General features: G+C 69.7%; 13 protein-coding genes and 2 pseudogenes. 5 read left to right on the forward strand and 10 right to left on the reverse strand.

Annotation, left to right across the window (positions count from 1 at the left end):
• Positions 1-71: 71 nt before the first annotated feature.
• Positions 72-233 (reverse strand): hydrophobic protein, encoded by a 162-nt coding sequence (locus ACFVX6_RS37715; RefSeq protein ID WP_229895626.1) that lies wholly within the window; start codon positions 231-233, stop codon positions 72-74.
• 525 nt (positions 234-758) lie between these two features.
• Between ACFVX6_RS37715 and ACFVX6_RS37720 the strand changes: the two are divergent.
• Positions 759-1,082, forward strand: a pseudogene (locus ACFVX6_RS37720) (flavodoxin family protein); the annotation flags it as partial.
• A gap of 69 nt (positions 1,083-1,151) precedes the next feature.
• On the opposite strand, the gene ACFVX6_RS37725 reads toward ACFVX6_RS37720, so the two are convergent.
• Together ACFVX6_RS37725 and ACFVX6_RS37730 are read right to left on the reverse strand one after the other, a co-directional pair.
• The gene (locus tag ACFVX6_RS37725) at positions 1,152-2,852 is read right to left on the reverse strand and encodes a glycoside hydrolase family 9 protein (protein ID WP_389699112.1); all 1,701 of its coding nucleotides are present in this window, start codon (positions 2,850-2,852) and stop codon (positions 1,152-1,154) included.
• Positions 2,853-2,986: 134 nt separating this feature from the next.
• Positions 2,987-3,631, reverse strand: a pseudogene (locus ACFVX6_RS37730) (cellulase N-terminal Ig-like domain-containing protein); the annotation flags it as partial.
• A 269-nt stretch (positions 3,632-3,900) separates the two neighbouring features.
• On the opposite strand from ACFVX6_RS37730, the gene ACFVX6_RS37735 reads away from it, so the two are divergent.
• A complete protein-coding gene (locus ACFVX6_RS37735) occupies positions 3,901-4,287 on the forward strand; it encodes a VOC family protein (protein ID WP_389699113.1) in 387 nt (128 codons plus the stop codon).
• A gap of 57 nt (positions 4,288-4,344) precedes the next feature.
• Here the strand turns inward: ACFVX6_RS37735 and ACFVX6_RS37740 are convergent, their stop codons facing one another.
• From ACFVX6_RS37740 to ACFVX6_RS37755, 4 genes are all read right to left on the reverse strand, one after another.
• Positions 4,345-5,337, reverse strand: a complete 993-nt coding sequence (locus ACFVX6_RS37740) for a helix-turn-helix domain-containing protein (protein ID WP_389699114.1) — start codon at positions 5,335-5,337, stop codon at positions 4,345-4,347.
• Between the two features lie 137 nt (positions 5,338-5,474).
• The gene (locus ACFVX6_RS37745) at positions 5,475-9,209 is read right to left on the reverse strand and encodes a S8 family serine peptidase (protein WP_389699115.1); all 3,735 of its coding nucleotides are present in this window, start codon (positions 9,207-9,209) and stop codon (positions 5,475-5,477) included.
• 265 nt (positions 9,210-9,474) lie between these two features.
• Complete coding sequence (locus ACFVX6_RS37750) at positions 9,475-10,698, reverse strand: phosphatidylserine/phosphatidylglycerophosphate/cardiolipin synthase family protein (RefSeq protein ID WP_389699116.1); 1,224 nt, start codon at positions 10,696-10,698, stop codon at positions 9,475-9,477.
• Between the two features lie 227 nt (positions 10,699-10,925).
• Positions 10,926-11,759, reverse strand: a complete 834-nt coding sequence (locus tag ACFVX6_RS37755; protein WP_389699117.1) for a DUF1206 domain-containing protein — start codon at positions 11,757-11,759, stop codon at positions 10,926-10,928.
• A gap of 137 nt (positions 11,760-11,896) precedes the next feature.
• On the opposite strand from ACFVX6_RS37755, the gene ACFVX6_RS37760 reads away from it, so the two are divergent.
• Positions 11,897-13,009 carry an AI-2E family transporter gene (locus ACFVX6_RS37760; RefSeq protein WP_389699118.1) on the forward strand — a complete coding sequence of 371 codons (1,113 nt, stop codon included), beginning with the start codon at positions 11,897-11,899 and terminating at the stop codon, positions 13,007-13,009.
• A gap of 479 nt (positions 13,010-13,488) precedes the next feature.
• On the opposite strand, the gene ACFVX6_RS37765 is transcribed toward ACFVX6_RS37760, so the two are convergent.
• Complete coding sequence (locus ACFVX6_RS37765) at positions 13,489-13,821, reverse strand: STAS domain-containing protein (protein ID WP_389699119.1); 333 nt, start codon at positions 13,819-13,821, stop codon at positions 13,489-13,491.
• A gap of 943 nt (positions 13,822-14,764) precedes the next feature.
• Between ACFVX6_RS37765 and ppk2 the strand changes: the two genes are divergently transcribed.
• The gene (ppk2, locus tag ACFVX6_RS37770) at positions 14,765-15,745 is read left to right on the forward strand and encodes a polyphosphate kinase 2 (RefSeq protein ID WP_389699120.1); all 981 of its coding nucleotides are present in this window, start codon (positions 14,765-14,767) and stop codon (positions 15,743-15,745) included.
• A 130-nt stretch (positions 15,746-15,875) separates the two neighbouring features.
• On the opposite strand, the gene ACFVX6_RS37775 is transcribed toward ppk2, so the two are convergent.
• Positions 15,876-16,262: an ATP-binding protein gene (locus ACFVX6_RS37775; RefSeq protein WP_389699121.1), complete on the reverse strand. Its 387-nt coding sequence runs from the start codon at positions 16,260-16,262 to the stop codon at positions 15,876-15,878.
• 318 nt (positions 16,263-16,580) lie between these two features.
• A complete protein-coding gene (locus ACFVX6_RS37780) occupies positions 16,581-16,925 on the reverse strand; it encodes an STAS domain-containing protein (RefSeq protein WP_389699122.1) in 345 nt (114 codons plus the stop codon).
• 233 nt (positions 16,926-17,158) lie between these two features.
• Between ACFVX6_RS37780 and ACFVX6_RS37785 the strand changes: the two genes are divergently transcribed.
• Positions 17,159-17,940, forward strand: a 782-nt coding sequence (locus ACFVX6_RS37785) for a sigma-70 family RNA polymerase sigma factor (RefSeq protein ID WP_389699123.1), incomplete at its 3' end; no start/stop codon positions are given.

A 17,940-nucleotide genomic window follows, 5' to 3' on the forward strand; every position in this document is an offset into this window, starting at 1 on the left:
GCCATCCCCGGCCGGCCGGGGATGGCCGACCGCCGCCGCACCACCATCTGAACTGGGCTTCTACGAAGCAGCTACCAGCGATACCACCGGCCGCTGCCGCTCTTGGGGCGAGCGACGAATCCGATCAGCCACAGCACAAGTACCGCGATCGCGACCCACCAGAGAATCTTTACGGCGAAACCTGCACCGAAGAGGATCAGGACCAGCAAAAGAACAAGAAGCAGGGGAACCATGTTTATCAACCTCCGAGACACCGTATGCCCGTCCAGTTCCCGGCCATGCATGCGAACTCCAACCGCACGTCCAGCGGTGAACTGAGGCCCGAATACGGCTGGGGGCCGGTGTCCGTGCCCCATCCGGGCAGAAGAGTTGGTGACATCTTCAAGAAAGGGAGATTGTGGTGACCAGCAACCGATCAGCCCGCGCGAACGCCCGCCCCATACCCAGGGACCGGCCCGACCAGCAGGCGGCCGGACCTGACCGGCTCGACATCGAGACGATGGTCGCCCATTCCCACGGCAGGCCCGGTGGACGAGGCCCGGTGCACAGCCCCAACGAAAAGGATTCCTCCTGACACGTGCAGGCCTGCCAGACCGGATACTTCCAAGCTGATGACTGGAAGCGGATCGGAGGCAGATCTGCGGGGCTGAGTGGAACGGACTGGTCCTGCCTTTACCGTTCCGGCCGTGGAGGATCAAGACGAGTTCCTGGCAGCTGTACGCGCCGTGCTCCATCAGGCCGGCTCTGACGAGAGCGCTGTGGGAGCAGTCCGCGAAAAGTACAGCCGATCCGCGCCAGCCTCGAACAACACACCCCTGCGGGCTGTCGCCCTCGTCTGCACCCTGTCCCCCTCCCCGAAGCCGTCCAGCTCCCAGCTGCTGGCCGAACAGGCCATGACTGCACTCGCCGACCACGGAGTCACCGGCAAGACCATCCGGATCGCTGACCACGACGTGAAGACCGGAATCAGCACCGACCTCGGTGACGGGGACGCCTGGCCCGAGATCCGCGACACGATCCTGGCCGCCGACATCCTGATCCTTTCAACACCGATCTGGCTCGGACACCCCTCCAGCAGCGCTGACCCCCACGAGAGCGGCCCGCCGCACCAGAGTTCCAGGTGCGGCGGGCGGGCAGGACGTGGTGATCGTTCAGGAGCAGAGTGCACCGTTGAGCATGTAGCGCGCCGGGATCGCGATGGTACCCGAATACGCCGCCTGGAAGCCGAAGCTCACGCTGCCGCCGGGTGCCAGTGTTCCGTTCCATCCGGTGTCCCGAGCGGTGACCGTGCTGCCCGACTGGCTCACCGTGGCGTTCCAGCCGTTGCTGATCCGCTGATCGCCCGCGAAGCTCCAGCCGAGGGTCCAGCCGGAGATCGTCGAGGTTCCGGTGTTCCTCACGGTCACCGTCGCAGTGAAACCGTTGCTCCAGGCATTGTCGATCCGGTACGCCACCGTGCAGGAAGCCGCCGACGCGTCGTCGTCCGCCTCCGTCGCCGTGAACGTTGCCGGCTGCACTCCAGGACCACCGACCGTGAACGTCGCGCTGCCCGACGACGCGTCGGCGTCCTGCGCGGCGAGGACCGAAACCTGCTGCGCCGTCGCCCAGTCGGCCGGGGTGAACACCAGGGTCGCGGCCGCCGACAGGTCCTCGTCGCCGGAGCTCCGGGCCACCGTCACCGTCACGTTCAGCGCGGGCGCTGCCGAGAGCCGCACTCCCACCGGCGCCGAGCCGCCCTCCGGGACCGTCACGGCCGCCGGGGCCACCTGGGCCACGGGCGCCGCCGGAGCGCCGCGCCGCTCAGCCGCGAAGGCCGCCAGCCAGGCCAGCGAGGCGTTCCAGTTGATGGCCACCTCGTTGGTGGAGTACGAGCCGATGTCGTCCACGTAGCACGCCGCCGGCGCGCAGCCCACGAGCTTCTCCTTGGCCACCGGGTCCTCCAGCCCGGCGTTCGGCCCGCCCGCGAAGGAACCGGCCGGCGGGTGCGGCAGCGAGGCGTCGTTCTGGTGCGCCCAGAACCGGTGGTGCTGGTTCTCGGAGTAGCGGTCGCCGTAGCCGGTGACGTACGAGAGGTCGAGCGCGTTGCGGCCGAGCAGGTAGTCCAGGGACTCCAACGCTCCGGCCCGGTAGCGTTGTTGGCCGGTGATCTCGTAGGCGACGGCCATCACCATCGCGTTGTTGGAGACAGAGCTGTTGGAGCCCCACACGTACCCGGTGGCGGGGAGCGGCACCGCGTAGCCCTGTCCGGACATGGTGGACAGGTGGCCGTCGGCGGCCGTGGTCAGCAGGCCGCGCAGCCGGGTCACGTCGGCGGCGGGGAGGGTCGCGCCGGGGACGGTGGCGAGGGTGATGCGGCCGAGCGTCGCGGTGCCGCCCCACCAGAACGCGTCGACGGGCTTGGCGTGGTGCGGGGAGGAGGTGACGGCGTCCCGGTACTGGGACTCGCCGGTGGTGGCCAGGAGTTCCGCCGCCGCCCAGTAGAACTCGTCGGAGACGTCGGCGTCCTCGTACGCACCGCCGCCGGTGTTGTCGCTCGCCGGGGCCAGCACGTTCGGGTTGGCCTTGGCAGCCGTCCAGGCGCGGCGGGCCGCGTCCAGGCAGCGCGCGGAGAACGCGGCGTCATACGACGCGTACACCCGCGCACACTGTGCGCCCGAGGCCGCCAGGTTCAGCGTCGCGGCGGTCGACGGCTTGTGCAACTCACGCTGTTCAGAGTCGAGTTCAGGACGGGTCGGCAGGGCAGTCCACTTGGCGTCGTGCATCTTGTGGAAGGCCATCCCGGCCATCGGCTTGCCGACCGGGACCTGCATCCGCAGCAGGAACTCCAGTTCCCAGCGGGCTTCGTCCAGCACGTCCGGCGTCCCGTTGCCACGCTCCGGCACCCGCAGCGTCGCAGCGTCGCATCGCCGAGCGCCGCTTCGCCGCCCGAACGGTGGGCCCGTTCGAAGGAGTTGACCATCTCCCAGACGGAGATGCCGCCGTTGACCACGTACTTGCCCTGGTCGCCCGCGTCGTACCAGCCGCCGCGCACGTCCAGTTGGTAGTCGCACACCCCGGACTGGCAGGGGACGCCGGTGTCGCCCTTGTTCGGGGCGACGCCCAGGTGCCCGGCAGGGCGGGCGTACGCGCCGCCGCCCACCAGGGCGGCATCGATCGCAATGCCGCTGCGCTGCTGGTAGAAGAACGACATGCTGTCGGCGCGCAGTCCGTCGTACAGAGACGCGGAGATGTCGAAGGGGTGGCTGGCCCGGCCGTCGACGACCAAGCTGAAACCGGTGCCGGTGCCGGTGTACGCGCCGAAGTCCACCAGGTGCGTGGACTGGCCGGACGCCTGGTCGGCGCCGCGCACCGTGGTGACGCCCGAAGCGGCCACCGCGCCGGAGGCGTCGCGCAACTGCCAGGCGAGCGGGGCTGTCGCGGAGCCGGCCACGGTGGCCCGCTTGGGACCGTCGGGCAGGTAGCCGAGCTGGTTGACCCGGACGGGCGTGTCGGCAGCGGCGGCCACGGTGGCGGCAGCCGCGACCGGAAGGGTCAGGGCGGTCGCGGACAGGCCGCCGACCGCCAGCGCGAAGCCGGCGAGCACGGCGGCCGCGCGACGTGGCACGCCGCGGGCGGAGGTGACAGGAGGCACGGTGAAGCCTTCCTCGGTGGATGAGGGGCCGAGTGGGAGCGCTCCCAATCAAGCCAGGCACCTGGCTGGCCCGTCAAGGTACCGGCAAGAAGCGGTAGTTGAACGAGCCGCAGTGGAGAACAGGCCCACCGTCGATCACCCTGCCCGTCGCGGCCGGACCGCGGTTGATGCCGTCTTCCGCCGTCAGCGGCCACCGGCAGGAACAGCAGGACGCGGAGGCTGCCGGGCCGCGCGTACGCGGAGGGGGCCGCACCCCGTAGATTCGAATCATGGTTCACGTACTCGGCAGCAGAGTCCTGCTGCGCCCCACGGATCCGGAGCGTTCGCGCGTCTTCTACGGCGGGGCGCTGGGCCTCTCCGTCTACCGCGAGTTCGGTACCGGTCCGGACCGCGGCACGGTCTACTTCCTCGGCGGCGGATTCCTGGAGGTCTCGGGCCGCTCCGAGGAGCCACCGGCGCCGGGCCTGCAGCTGTGGCTGCAGGTCGCCGATGTCCGCGCCGCGCACGAGGAGCTGGTGGCGGCGGGGGTTCGGGTGCTGAGGGCGCCCGTGAAGGAGCCGTGGGGGCTGATCGAGATGTGGATCGCCGACCCTGACGGGGTGCGGATCGCGGTCGTCGAGGTACCGGAGGACCACCCGTTGCGGTACCGCCCCTGAGCGGACGCGGCCCCTTCGGTGAACTCTCCGGGTACCGCGACCGAGGGCGGCACCCGTTCAGTGCGGCTTCACCCAGCCGTGCCGGACGGCGTGACCGCCGAGCTGCATCCGGGTCCGGACTCCGGCCATGTCCATGAGGTGGCGCAGGCGTCGGTGAAGCGTGCGTGGCGACAGGCCGAGCTGCGTCGCGGCGATCGGGTCGGTCAGGCCGGCCAGCAAGAGCGCGAGGATCTTTCTGTCCAGGTCGGTCGGGCCTTCCGCACGGAGCTCGACGGTGGGTTCGGCTTCTCCGCCGGTGCCGGACAGTTCGAGGGGTTGGGCTGTGCGCCACACCGTCTCGAACAGCGCGTCCATCGCGTCCAGCAGGCCGCTGCGGTGCAGCAGCACTGCGCCGGGTTCTCCGGCCGGCGTGACGGCGAGCGGGACGAGGCCGAGCTCGGCGTCGGCCAGCACGAGTTTCATCGGTAGCTGGTCTGCGACCCGTAGTTCCACACCGCTGCTCAGTGCGGCGATCGCATCGTCGATGATGCCGGGCTCTGCCAGCACGGCCCGGTCCAGTACCGCCCGGAAGTGCACGCCGCGCCCGATGGCCATGGGTTCGGCCGTGTTCTCGTCGGGCGGCAGGGCGACGAACGGTGCGGTGATGAAGCTGCGGACCTGCGTGCGGGCGGCCTGCTGCACCTGGAGGAAGCGGTGGCGGATGGCGTCGACGCCCGTGACCACCTCGATCAGATCGCTGATGCTGCTCCCGGTCATCGCCGCCCGGTGTTCCTCGGCGAACGTCACCAGTGCCTGCTCGGCCATGCGCAGCCCGTCCCGGCGGTGCGTGATGAGCGCGCCGAGTGCCATGGCCGGCGGCGCGGCGGTGAACCGCTCGTCCGACGACCGGGTCACCAGTCCCCACCCGACCAGACGGGCCAATGCCTGGTCGACGTGGGCTCGCGGGAGGGCGAGCAGGTCCGACAGCGGCACCGCGGTGGAGTTCGGAAGTCCGAGCAGCGCTCGGTAGACGCGCTCGTCATCGGGTTCCAGGCCCAGCACATCCAGCATCGGCGACCGACTCTCTTCCGCTTGTCGCAGCGGGGAGAGTATGCGACATGGCGGCAGACCCTGAATAGTCCCTGGTGGGAGCAGGTGCGATGGGAAGGGCCCCGGGGAATCGCCTCCCCGGGGCCCGGCAGTGCGGTTCATCGCAGGCCGTACGCCCGGATGATCTCGTTCTTGACGCTGAACCCGCTGTCCGACCCGGCGCTCGCGCGGACCGAGACGAAGCCGCCGGGCTTCTTGGCCGTCCTGAACGAACCCTTCCAGTAGCCGTCGGCGCCCTTGGTCAGGCTCACCTTCTGCCACGTGGCGCCGTCGTCGTAGGAGACGTCCAGTTTCACCGTGGTGATGGTGCCGGGGACCGCCGAGAGGTTCAGCGACACCGGCTTGAGCGCGATCTGCTGGGTCGCATTGGCCTTGACGTCGCCGTGCAGGTCCGACTCCAGCTTGTAGTCCAGGTTCAGCGCCGAGAACGGCTCGAAGGAGTCCGACTCGACGGTGTCCGACATGAACGTCCACTCGGTGTGGGTGCGCGTCGACAGCCGGAAGACGTCACCGGGCCGCTCCGCATCGAGGACGGTGCGGTAGGGCAGGTTGCCCGCCGGTACCTCCACCCACTGCATGTCTCCGCTGAGCGGATTGTCGTGGATCAGCGTGTCGCCCTGGAATACCTGCAGGTGGGATGGTGTCTCACCCCACGGCAGGTAGCCGCCCAGCCGCATGGTGTCGCTGGCGGAGGCCCACGCCTGCACGTTCCAGGTCATGTAGTTGCCCCAGCGGGAGTTGTACACGCCGAAGGACTCGCTCTGGGCGGGCCGGGTCACCGGAGCGAACCAGTCCAGACGGGTGGCGCTGCCCTTGGCGTACGTGTTGTCGCCGGACACCATCGTCCACGGCAGGGCGCCGTCGACGCCCTGCGCATGGAACTCGCGCCAGACCTGACCCGGGGTCACCCACTCGGTGCGGGTGCCCGGGTGCCACTCGGTGTCCGGGAAGTTGAACGACGGGTCGAGGGTGAAGTCGGAGCGGTAGCCCTCTGCCTGCCGGTCGCCCGCGGCGCCGTAGTAGCGCGCGTCTATCCGGGCGAGGTCGGCCTTGGCCGGCTTGTAGACCAGGGCCCGGTCCGGCACCCGGCCGGGGTAGTCCCGGGTCAGGTCGTAGACGAAGGGCGTGTACTCGGTCTGCCGTACGGTCAGCACGAGGTTGCCGGCCCTGGCCATCGCGATGAGGGTCTTGCCCGCGTCGCGGTGCACGGTGGCGACCGGGATGGCCGACTCCCCGACGTACTCCATCAGCGCGCCGACCCCGTCGTTGACCACGATCAGCGCCTTCGCGCCGGCCACAGCTGCGGCCTCGGCGCGCTCCTGCGGGGAGAGCTCGTCACTGCGCTCGATGACGACGACCTTGCCCTTGGCCTTGGCCTTCCCGTACTCGGCGACCGTGCCGCTGCCCGCGTAGACGGCTTTCAGCGTGTCCGTGACGGTGCCCAGGGCGCTGCCCGCCTGCACCATGGTCTCGAAACGGAGCCGGTCGCCCGGCGTGCTCAGAGCGAGCAGCGGCTCGCCCTTGCGCCAGCGGGTGACCAGCATGAAGTCGCCCTGCTTCATCGCCTCGGTCGGCGCCACGTACACGTCGTCGTACGACGGCGGCAGCACATACGCGCTGCGGTAGTCCATGAAGGCGTCGAAGCCCTTGTAGTGAACGTTGAAGTCGACCTTGCGCTGGCGGTCCTCGGTGCGCTGCGGCGCCTCCGTCTGCAGCAGGCGGGCCTTGCTCGCGTCGAGCACCACGTCGGCGGAGCCGTCCCTCAGGATGGTCTCCGGGTCGACCAGCACGGCCAGACCGGAGCGGTCCCCCTGCTCACCGGCCACGTCGAGGTACGCCGTGACGGTGTACCGGCCCGGCGCCATGCGCATGGTGGTCGAGCCGTCGACGTAGACCGACCAGGGCCAGTTGTCGCCGGTCAGGTTGATCCCGACCATGCCGGCGGCGGGCTTGCCGTCCCGGCCGACCAGCTTGATGTTCAGGTCGTAGCGCTCTTTTTCCTTGATCAACGCCACGGAGGTGCGGGTCGTCGGCTTCCCCGTGGCGGCGTCGGCGGCAACGACGTAGCCGACGTGCCGGCCGGCCGAGGCGTTGCGCGGGTCACCGGTCACCGGGACGGTGGCGATGCCGCCCGCCGGGACGGTCACGGTGGGGGCTCCCAGTGTGAACGAGCCGCCGCCGCCGGTCAGGGTCAGGTTCAGGGTGATGTCGGCGGAACCGGAGTTGGTGTAGGTCAGGTTCTGGGTGACGGCGCCGTCGCTCGGCTCGTGCGGCCACATGTAGTCGCCGAAGAAGAGCGATCCGGTGCCGCGAACCGTGGTGCGCACGGCGGCAGCCACGTCGAGACGACCGGTGCCGACTTCGTACGGCGAGTACCCGCCGTCCAGGCCCTTCGCGGTGCTCATCAGGTGTTCCTTGAGCTGCGCGCCGGTCCAGTCCGGGTGCTGCTGTGCCAGGATCGCCGCTGCTCCGACGACGTGCGGGGTGGCCATCGAGGTGCCGCTGATGGTGCGGTAGAGGCCCTGGCCGCCGTCGGTCATCTCCTGCGATCGGGCCGCGGTGATGTCCACGCCGGGCGCGGCGATGTCCGGCTTCATGCCGCCGGAGTAGGCGAGCGGGCCGGTGCTGGAGAAGGACGCGAGCTGGTCCTGCTTGTCCGTGGCGGCCACGGTCAGCGCCGAGGCGGCCGCGCCCGGGGCGGAGATGCTCTCCGGGCCCGCGTTGCCGGCGGCGATGACGAACAGCGTGCCGTACTGCGCGGACAGCGCGTCGACCATCTGCGACATCGGGTCGCTGCCGTCCGTCGGGTAGGAGTTGCCGAGGCTCATGTTGACGATGTCCGCACCGGATTCAGCGGCCCACTGCATGCCGGCCATGACCCAGGAGTCCTGACCGGACCCCTCCGGGCCGCCGAGCACCTTGCCGACGAACAGGTCGGCGCCGGGGGCGACCCCCTTGTCGGCGCCCCCGGAGGCGGCGCCCGAACCGACGATCGTGCCGGCCACGTGCGTGCCGTGCCCGTTGACGTCCGTCACGCCCTCACCCGGCACGAAGCTGGTCGTGCCGTCGATCAGGCCCGCGAAGTCGGGGTGGTTGACGTCGATGCCGGTGTCGAGCACCGCGACCTTGGTGCCCTTGCCGGTGTACCCGGCCGCCCATGCCTCGGGCGCGCCGATGAGCGGCACGCTGTCCTTCAGGGTGGCCTTCACCCGTCCGTCGAGCCACAGCTTCGCCACACCCGCGCCCAACGTCGTGCCACCGCGCGGCGCGACGTCGGTCCAGAAGGTGCGGGCCTGCCGCTTCTCGGTGCTGAGCGCGGCACCGCGGATGCCCTTGAGCTCGCGGCTCAGCTTGCTGCCCCGGGGGGCCGTCGGCGGTGCGACCGAGCGGGACTTCGGCGCGGCGTACGTCGCGATCAGCGGCACCGCGGCCGACTTCGCGTCGTCGTAGCCCATTTCGATCAGGTCGGTGACGTTGAACAGCCGCCGGTCCAGCTTGTCCGTGCCCAGCAGCGGCGCCGCCTCGTCCGGGATGACGAACAGGTCGCCCGCGATCTCCTGGATCTTCACGCCGCCGACAGCACTGTCCGGCCGGTCGATGTCGGCGGTCTGCTTGCCGTCGGCCATCGTGGTGACCGTGACGACGTCGCCGGTGACCAGGGTGACCTTGTGGGTCGTCGAGGAACGGGCGGGAACGGTGGGCTTGTTCGGAGCGGCTTGTGCGGGTGATTGCAGAGCGGCGAGTCCGGATGCCAGCAGCGGTACCGCGGTGGCGGCCGAGATCAGCTGCCAGCGCCTGCGGCGGAAGGCTGAAGAGAGCGAGGGGAAGAACATGCCATGGGTCTATCGGCCCGGTGGCACCGACGTGAATGCCTGACGGGGGCAAGTCTTTGCCATGGCACGGATTCGACACGGGTGAACGGAACACATCGGGTCGAAGTCGTACGTGTCGCCGTGGATCCACTACAGGGTGCACTGCCCGCCCATGCCCTGGTGGCGGTCTCGTGGACCGGGACATTGGTCCGGCCGCAGGGTGGCCCGGGGTGCTCAGCCGCGTCGCCGGCAGGGACGACCGGGCGGGCTCGTGGGACGGCGGGACTCACAGGAAGCGGCGCACCGGCTGCACGGCGAGTTCCTGGGCTCGCTGGAGGGCGGAGCGTCGCTTCCAGCGGCCTTCCTGGATCAACTCGCTCGCGACCAGGTCTTCGTCGAAGTGTCCGTCGAGGACGCCGGTGAAATGCTCGTCGAGCACGGCGAGCATGACCTCCTCGTCGTGATCGAGGGAGCGGCGGTTGAAGTTGGTGGAGCCGATCAGTGCGGCGACGTGGTCGACGGTGATGACCTTTGCGTGCATCATCGTCGGCTGGTACTGGTAGATCTTCACTCCGCAGGCGATGAGCTCCGCGTAGTGGTGCTGGCCGGCGAGCCGGCAGACTCGTTTGTCGGTGTGCGGGCCCGGGAGCAGGATCTCCACCTCGACCCCGCGCCGGGCGGTGGCGCAGAGCAGCTCGATGAAGTACGTGTCCGGTGAGAAGTAGGCGGTGGCCAGGCGGAAGCGCTCCTCGGCGGACTCCAGCATGACGCGCATCAGCGTCTGCATGTCCTGCCAGCCGAAGCTGGCCGAGCCGCGCACGACCTGGACGATCGCGCCGCCCTGTGGGCGGTGGTCGACGAACCGGTCCCGGTCGTCGAAGAGTTCGTCGTGGCACTCGGCCCAGTTCTGCGCGAACGCGGCGGCGATCCCGTCGACGGCGGGTCCGCGGACCTCGACGTGCGTGTCGCGCCATTCACGCGCGTTGCGCGCGTTGCCGCACCACTCCTCGGCGATCCCGACCCCGCCGGTGAACGCGGTCTCCTCGTCGATGACGAGGACCTTTCTGTGACAGCGGTGGTTCTGCTTGAGCGGTGAGAGGTAGAGCGGCTTCCGGAACCACGCGACCTGCACGCCGGCCCGCTCCATGTCGTCCAGCAGCCCCCTTTCGATCAGGCGGCTGCCGAAACCGTCGAGAAGCAGCCGGACCCGCACTCCGGCGCGGGCCCGCTCGGCAAGTGCCTCGGCGAAGTCGCGGGCGATGTCGCCCCTCCAGTACACGAACGTCATCATGTCCACCGTGTACCGGGCACCGCGGATTCCGCGGAGCATCGCCGCGAAGATCTCGTCCCCGTTGCGCAAGGGGGTGAGCGCGTTGCCCTCGGTCGCCGCGATCCCTATCAGCCGTTCCAGGCGCCGCCGCAGCCGCGCCACCCGCATCTCGGCCGACGGCGCCCGGGGCGACCGGGGAGGGCTCGCGACCGGACCGGCCGACTCCTTCGTACGGGACATCGGATCTCCTGGACGGAACGCGAGGGGGAACATGGCTGGCGCGGTACGCATCTCGTGGATCAACCGCGGCGGGTCTTGCGCCAGCCGAAGGGGCCGGTCAAGTTCATGGAGGCGGTACGGCGGCCGGTACTGCTGCAGGTGCGGAATGTCAGCGGCACGAAGACGTCTCCCTTTCTCAGTGGACGCAGGAACGGGCACCCGACTGCCTCCGCGCTCGGGCGGCAGGCTCAGACCCGGCGCCAACAGGCCATGGCCCAGGAGAACAACCCGAACAGCACGAGCCCGACGGCGACCACCACGAGAAGCCACGGGCCCGCGGGGGTCTGGGTGAACGTGCGGAGGGTGTCGTCGATCCCCTTCGCCTTCGCCGGGTCGTAGCTCATGGCGGCGTGCACGACGAAGACGCCGGCCGCGGCGAAGACAGCGCCGCGCGCGACACCGCCCACCACCCCGAGGATCTCGACCGCCGTGCGGACCGCCTCGGGCTGTCGGCCCATCGCCAAGTGCTTGCGGAAGGTACGCCGCGCCGCCTGAACGGCGATCACGACACCGCCGATGGCGATCCCCACGCCCACTGCCCCCACCCACCACGGACCACCGGGCACATCGAGCGCCCGGGCCGTCACATCGCGCGACTGCTCATCGCCGGACTGGCCGCCACCGCCGGTGCCTGCGGCGAAGGAGAGCACGGAGAACGCGACGACCCCGTAGAACACGGCCCGGGCCACCGCGGCCAGTCGCTTGCCGGGCTTGTCCCCGTCGGGGCCGGCCGCACCCAGCGCCGCCTCCGAAAGCCGCCACAGCGTCATGCAGACCAGGCCGATGCCGATGGCCCATACGAGGACGCCACCGAAGGGCTTCTCCGCGAGCTCCTGCAGTGCGCCCGTCCGGTCCGCTTCCTCGCCGCCTCCCACACCAAAGGCGACGCGCACCGCGAGTACGCCGACGAGCACGTACAGCAACCCACGCGTCGCCAGGCCGCACCGGGCCAGCACCCCCCGCGCCTTGCCGCCTCTCGAGGCGGTCTCCACACTCTCGCGTACCGCTCCGCCAGCCATCATGTCCCGCGAGTACCCTGCATTCCCCGCTCCATGCCCGGCCCACCCACGGGCGCGGAGCGCGGTCTGCCGTCACCTTCGAGAGCCGCAGCCATCGGGTCCGGGGCCGTCGGCGCGGGGACGTTCCATAGGGTGAGCCCATGTCTGACACGCTGAGTTCGAGAAAGACGACGTCCGCGCTACGGGCGTCCGCACGGGTCTCCGCCGAGTTGCTCCTGGTCTTGGTGATGGTTGCCGTGACGTTGTGGCTCCTGGGCCGGATGTGGTCGGTGGTTTGGCCACTGGTCGTGGCCCTGTTGCTCACCACGCTGACGTGGCCCCTGGTCGCCTTCCTGCGCCGGCGCGGGTGGCCTCCCGCCCTGGCCGCGTCCTTGGTGACCGTACTGTTCCTCGTGGTCGCCGCAGGTGTCGTGGCGCTGATCGCCGTGCCGGTGGCGTCGCAGGCCGGCGAGCTGGGCGACGGGGTGGTCAAGGGGATCCAGCAGCTGCGCGGGTGGGCTGCCGGGCCGCCGCTGAACATCGGCGACGCCCAGATCACAGCGGCGTTCGACTCCGCGGTCGACCGTGTTCAGCACAGCGTCGGCACCACGGTGTCCACGGTCGTCACCGGTGTGAGCACCATCTTCAGTGGTCTGGTCACCGCCGTACTGGCGCTCTTCCTGATGTTCTTCTTCCTCAAGGACGGCCCGCGGTTCCTGCCGTGGCTCACCCGGCAGCTCCCCGGCCGGCTCGCCACCGACGTTCCCGTGGTCGCCGAGCGCGGCTGGGAGACCCTCGGTTCGTTCGTGCGCTCCCAGGCGTTCGTCGGTCTGCTCGACGCCGTGTTCATCGGGCTGGGGCTGTGGATCGTCGGCGTTCCCCTGGTGTTGCCGCTGGCGGTACTGACCTTCGTGTCCGCGTTCGTGCCGATCGTGGGTGCCTTGTTCGCCGGCCTGGTCGCGGTGCTCATCGCGCTGGTCTCGAACGGTCTGACGGACGCGCTGATCGTGCTGGCGATCATCATCGTGGTGCAGCAGCTGGAGGGCAACGTCTTCCAGCCGATGATTCAAAGCCGCGGTCTCGGGCTCCACGCGGCGGTGGTCCTGTTGGCGGTGACCCTGGGGGGCAGTCTGGCCGGAGTGGTCGGCAGCCTGCTGGCGGTTCCGGCCGCGGCGCTGATCGCGGTCGTGTGGAAGTACCTGCGCGAGCAGCTCGTCGAGCCCTCATCCGGCACGGATACCGACCGGTCGACCACCGCCGCCGCTCCCTCGTAGCTACCCGGAAGCCGTCGCCATGCCGTCCGGCAGCAACCCGACCGGCCCACCGGGGTCCCGACCCTCGGTCAGCAGCCCGGCCGGATGGCTGTTCGAGTTCCCACTCGGCGTCCGACGGTTCCTGGCGACGTATCTGGTGGTGGGCATCTTCCGGTCGTGAGGCTTGGGGAGGTGGAGCGGCTCCGGGGTGAGTTCGCGGAGTTCGTTGCGGATGGGTTGGAAACATGCAGACCCTGCAGCAGTTCGTGAAAACAGTCGTCGTGGGATCCGTTGCCGGTGCGGCGGCGGATCCCCGAGCCGTTCCAGCCGACTTACGGCGGGCTGGGGCCGCCCACGCTCCTCCGCTACCGCGACGTCGAGGACGATCACATATGCGTCGCTCTGGCTGTAGGCACCCATCGGCGTCGTCGCTTCGATCACGTACCCGACGCACCCGACAGCCGCTCGACGCTCATGCCTCCGCACCGCCGACCCTCTCCCTACAGGATGCGGGCCGCCTCGACGCCCTCTGCGGTCGGGAACAGGGCAGTAGTCCCGGTGAGGTCCAGCAGCCGCCCCATGCGAGGCGGCACGGGGCCGACCAGAACCAGGCGGCCAGTGCGCCGCAAGCGCAGCATCAGGTTGAGCATCGCGGAGTCGGCGAAGGTCACCCCGGTGACGTCCAGGACGACCCGACGGACAACAGGATCATCCGCAGCCGCCACGCAGGCTGCTTCGAGGGGTCCAAGCGAGTCCTGGTCGAAGTCGCCTGCGCACACGACGACGCGGACCCCGTCCTTGTCAGACAGCACCCGTACCTGCTGTTCCACCATCAACTCCCACGCTCAGCCCGCGGTGCGCTCTCGCACCGGCTCCCCTTCGCTACCCACGACACCACCTCAACCAGCACGAGCTGCTCGGCGAGCCGCCGGACCGCATCGGGGCGGGCGCACCGGATCGTGCGGAGGGGCCCTGGTGCCGATGGCACCAGGGCCCCGAAGGAACTGACTACACCATCTGCCGGCCCTGGAACTGCGCCGACCTACTGTGTCCACACACCCGACTCACCAGCTGTCGGGGGCGCGGGGATCGCGGTTGCTTGACCGGAGACCACCTCACTAACGATGTCCTGCGGTACCCGGCTCAACACTCCGCCCGGGCGATCCTGATGGCGCCCGCTCCTCCGTTCCCCTCGTGATCAACTACTTATGCGGGGGACTACATACTGCCGGTACTACTCTCAACCTCACCAAGCGCCACGCTTTCGGCAGCCAGCCCCGTCGCCCGTCCTACACATGCTCTGGCTTAGAACCCCACTGCCGAACCTCCCGGTGCGCGCGCCCGCAGCCGACGCCTTCACCGAGGTACCGCTCTGTTCCGCACTGCAACCACGGGTACTGCGTGTACTGCTGCCCGGCAGTTCACCTCTGCCAGGCCGCGCTGTCTCTCCGGGCTACGAGAGAAACCATAACCACGCCACAGCCCAATGTCTACTCCGACCAACATAGATTTCCAGATGTCCGTCACTGAGGTAATCGGATGTCGTTAGGTTCGACAGCTGCGGGCCCCCCGGCGCAACGCCCGCAGAGGCGGGGGCCGCAGCCCCGTCCGCCGCCGACCCGCACGCCAACGGCGGTCACGTCCAGACGCAGGCGCACTACCTGATCGGGTGCCGGTAGGCACACGACCTCGGTCCACAGAGGGCGTCGGATCGGCTACCGAACGGGGACTCGGCGCGCCACGGTCGATATGCGTTCGCCTGGGTAGGCGCCCAGCATGAATAAGCCGACGGAGGACACCGCGGACCTGCTCGCCGGGTTGAGCGTGGACGACAGCCGCCCGGAGGAACCGGTTCTGCTCGACGCGAACGGCGCGCCGATCCGCACCTGGCGGGAGAACTACCCCTACGACCGCAAGATCCGTCGGGCGGAGTACGAGCGGGCCAAGCGGATCCTGCAGATCGAATTGCTCAAACTGCAGAGCTGGGTGAGGGCGACAGGTTCCAGGGTGGTGGTGATCTGCGAGGGCCGGGACGCCGCCGGGAAAGGTGGCACGATCCAGAGGTTCACCGAGCGGCTCAATCCCCGTGGGGCGCGCGTCGTGGCCTTGGACAAGCCCACCGAGCGGGAGGCCGGACAGTGGTACTTCCAGCGCTACACCGCCCATCTGCCCGCCCCGGGGGAGATCGTCTTCTTCGACCGGTCCTGGTACAACCGCGCCGGCGTCGAGAAGGTCATGGGCTTCTGCTCCGACGGCCAGTACGAGCTGTTCCTGCGGCAGTGCCCGGCCTTCGAGGCCATGCTCGTCCAGGACGGCATCCGGCTGGTCAAGTTCTGGTTCTCCGTCTCCCGCGCCGAGCAGCGCACCCGCTTCGCGATCCGCCAGGTCGACCCGGTACGGCAGTGGAAGCTGTCCCCCACCGACCTTGCCTCCCTGGACCTGTGGGACGCCTACACCACCGCCAAGGTCGACATGTTCCGGGCCACGGACACCGACCACGCACCCTGGACCGTCGTCAAGAGCAACGACAAGCGACGGGCCCGGCTGGAAGCGATGCGCAGCCTTCTCGACCGCATCGACTACGACCGCAAGGACACCACGGCGGTCGGCCGTCCCGACCCCCTGATCGTCGGCGCGGCCGACACCCTCCTGGAAGCAGGCGAGGAACCCGCCGACCTCACCCCCACCCCGCTGGCCGGCACACCCCGCGGACCCGGTCGGCATCCACACCTTCCGCAAGCAACCGAACCAACATGACAGCAGGTGGTGGGCGCCGGCGCGCGTAGCAGGTGAGCGCCCGCGGACGGTAAGGAAGGACGCTCAAGGAAGCCGGATGAGGTGCCCGATACCGGCACCGGTGCGTGCCGCGGGGAGAAATGCGTGCGGGTCACGCGCCGGTGGCGGCGACCGTGAGCGGCACGTACGCGGCGATCGTCTTTCCCCCGTGGCCAGCGGAGATTTCCGTACGGGCGGCGAGTCGGTTGACCAGCAGCCAGCCGAACCCTCCCGGTACCGCGACCGGAGTGCCCGGTGAGCGGGGAAGGACCGGGGAGGCGTCGGACACCTCAATGGCCACCGCATCGGGAAGATGCCGGATGTTGAAGCCCGTCACGCCGCCCGCGTGCCGGATCGCGTTGCTCACCAGCTCCGCAACCACCGTCAGGACGTCGTCCACCAGCCGCTCCCCCGCACCACGGGCGGACAAGACCTCCCGGGCGACCTGTCGGGCGTCGGGGCACCTGAGTCCGGCCATGCTCTGTGAGGTCTCTGGCATCGTCGCTCCTCTCACCACTCGTGTTCCCCCTCTGCTCCACGACACCCACCCCGCCGACGGTTCGCTGTCGACCACGAGCACCAAGTCCGCGCCGGTCATCTCCAGCAGACGGGGGGAAAGGGGACCCCAGCAGCAGGTCGCAGTCCCGGTGCACGACGAGGGGCAGGTTCAGGAACGAGGAGTCGGCGAGGTTGGGCCTCGAACGTCCAGGACCAGCCGGTCCACCTCGGGTGCCGCATCGGCCATGTCACACGCTGCCTGGAGGCCACCGGCCGGTACGAACGCGACCGGCCCTTACACCGGCTGACCGGTGCGCGCTCACGCCCTGAGTGCGTCCTCGACGCTCGCGTGTACGGAAAGGACCGTATCGGCACCGGTCACGGCGAAGAGCCGGCGCAACTGCTCACCCGGGGCGGCGACGCGCAGGGCCGTCAGGTGGTGCAGCCTCAGGAGCAGGTTCAGGAAGGAGGAGTCCCCGAAGGTGACGGCACCGGTGTCCAGAACCACCAGCGGGTACCGGTCCGCGGCGGAGGCGAGAGCCTCCTCCAGCGGAGCCAGGGTGTCCTGGTCCAGCTCTCCGCGGGCCGCCACCACCCACCGGGTACCCGCCGCGTAGCTGTCCCCGACCACACCTGGCTGGAACGCGTCCTCTGCTCCGGTCATGCCCGCCTCCCGGCTCGCCACCTGTAACGTCGTCGCCAAGGGAGTATGCCTGGTCGCTCGATCGACAAGGCCTCCGCATGGTGCGGACGGCCCCCGGGACGCACAGCGTGGTCCCGGAATCGAAGAGGTTGCCGTGCGAAGGGGTGTAGGACCGATGAGCCGGGGCACAAGCGCCCGGGCAGCTGTCAGTCAATCGGGAGGGAGTGGCCACCGTGTCTCGCTCGGCCACCGTCATGGGACCCATTCGAGCTACAGACGCACAAGCTCCTGCTTGTGACCGGGGCATCGCGGGAGCGCCAACGCGGGACATCGACCGCGTCGAGGTCGAGAACGCCCGCGAGATGGCGCCGGCCGATGCCCGTGAGCTGTCGCGGCACTTCTTCGCGAGGCTGCGCACCCTGGAGGAGGGCACGCGCGAGTACCAATACACGCGCAACACCCTGATCGAGATGAACCTCTCGCTCGTGCAGTTCGCCGCGCGGCGTTTCCGTGCCCGGGTGCTCGGCGGGGGTCTCGACATGGAGGACATCATCCAGGTGGGGACCATCGGCCTGATCAAGGCCATCGACCGCTACGACCTCGAGCGGGAGGTCGAGTTCTCCACCCTCGCCCTTCCGTACATCATCGGTGAGATCAAGCGCCATTTCCGTGACACTACCTGGGCCGTGCACGTGCCGCGCCGGCTTCAGGAGCTGCGTACGGAACTCGCCAAGGCCCAGGACGCCCTGAGCGATGTCCTGGGCAGGGCGCCGTCGGTCAAGGAGCTCGCCCTCCACCTGGAGTTGTCCGAGGACGAGGTCATCGAGGGGCTGGTGGCCGCGAACGGCTACACCAGCAGTTCCCTCGACGCCACGGCCGTCGACGGCGACGAGGCTTCCGCGGCGGGCCGGAGCGCCCGGCCGGCGGCGGAGCGCCACGGAGCCGTCGATCCCGGCATGGAACTCTTCGAGGAGTTCCACACCCTCGCCCCCCTGCTGGAGCAGCTGGACGAACGCGACCGGCTCATCCTGCGGAT

This window comes from Streptomyces sp. NPDC058289 (genome assembly GCF_042880975.1).
GTDB classification, from domain to species: Bacteria; Actinomycetota; Actinomycetes; order Streptomycetales; family Streptomycetaceae; genus Streptomyces; species Streptomyces stoeckheimensis.

Excerpts from the sequence above, each read along its gene's own strand:
- ACFVX6_RS37715 (WP_229895626.1), bottom strand. The coding sequence starts at position 233 with ATGGTTCCCCTGCTTCTTGTTCTTTTGCTGGTCCTGATCCTCTTCGGT.
- ACFVX6_RS37735 (WP_389699113.1), top strand. The coding sequence starts at position 3,901 with ATGGTTCACGTACTCGGCAGCAGAGTCCTGCTGCGCCCCACGGATCCG.
- ACFVX6_RS37740 (WP_389699114.1), bottom strand. The coding sequence starts at position 5,337 with ATGCTGGATGTGCTGGGCCTGGAACCCGATGACGAGCGCGTCTACCGA.
- ACFVX6_RS37745 (WP_389699115.1), bottom strand. The coding sequence starts at position 9,209 with ATGTTCTTCCCCTCGCTCTCTTCAGCCTTCCGCCGCAGGCGCTGGCAG.
- ACFVX6_RS37750 (WP_389699116.1), bottom strand. The coding sequence starts at position 10,698 with ATGTCCCGTACGAAGGAGTCGGCCGGTCCGGTCGCGAGCCCTCCCCGG.
- ACFVX6_RS37755 (WP_389699117.1), bottom strand. The coding sequence starts at position 11,759 with ATGATGGCTGGCGGAGCGGTACGCGAGAGTGTGGAGACCGCCTCGAGA.
- ACFVX6_RS37760 (WP_389699118.1), top strand. The coding sequence starts at position 11,897 with ATGTCTGACACGCTGAGTTCGAGAAAGACGACGTCCGCGCTACGGGCG.
- ACFVX6_RS37765 (WP_389699119.1), bottom strand. The coding sequence starts at position 13,821 with ATGGTGGAACAGCAGGTACGGGTGCTGTCTGACAAGGACGGGGTCCGC.
- ppk2 (WP_389699120.1), top strand. The coding sequence starts at position 14,765 with ATGAATAAGCCGACGGAGGACACCGCGGACCTGCTCGCCGGGTTGAGC.
- ACFVX6_RS37775 (WP_389699121.1), bottom strand. The coding sequence starts at position 16,262 with ATGCCAGAGACCTCACAGAGCATGGCCGGACTCAGGTGCCCCGACGCC.
- ACFVX6_RS37780 (WP_389699122.1), bottom strand. The coding sequence starts at position 16,925 with ATGACCGGAGCAGAGGACGCGTTCCAGCCAGGTGTGGTCGGGGACAGC.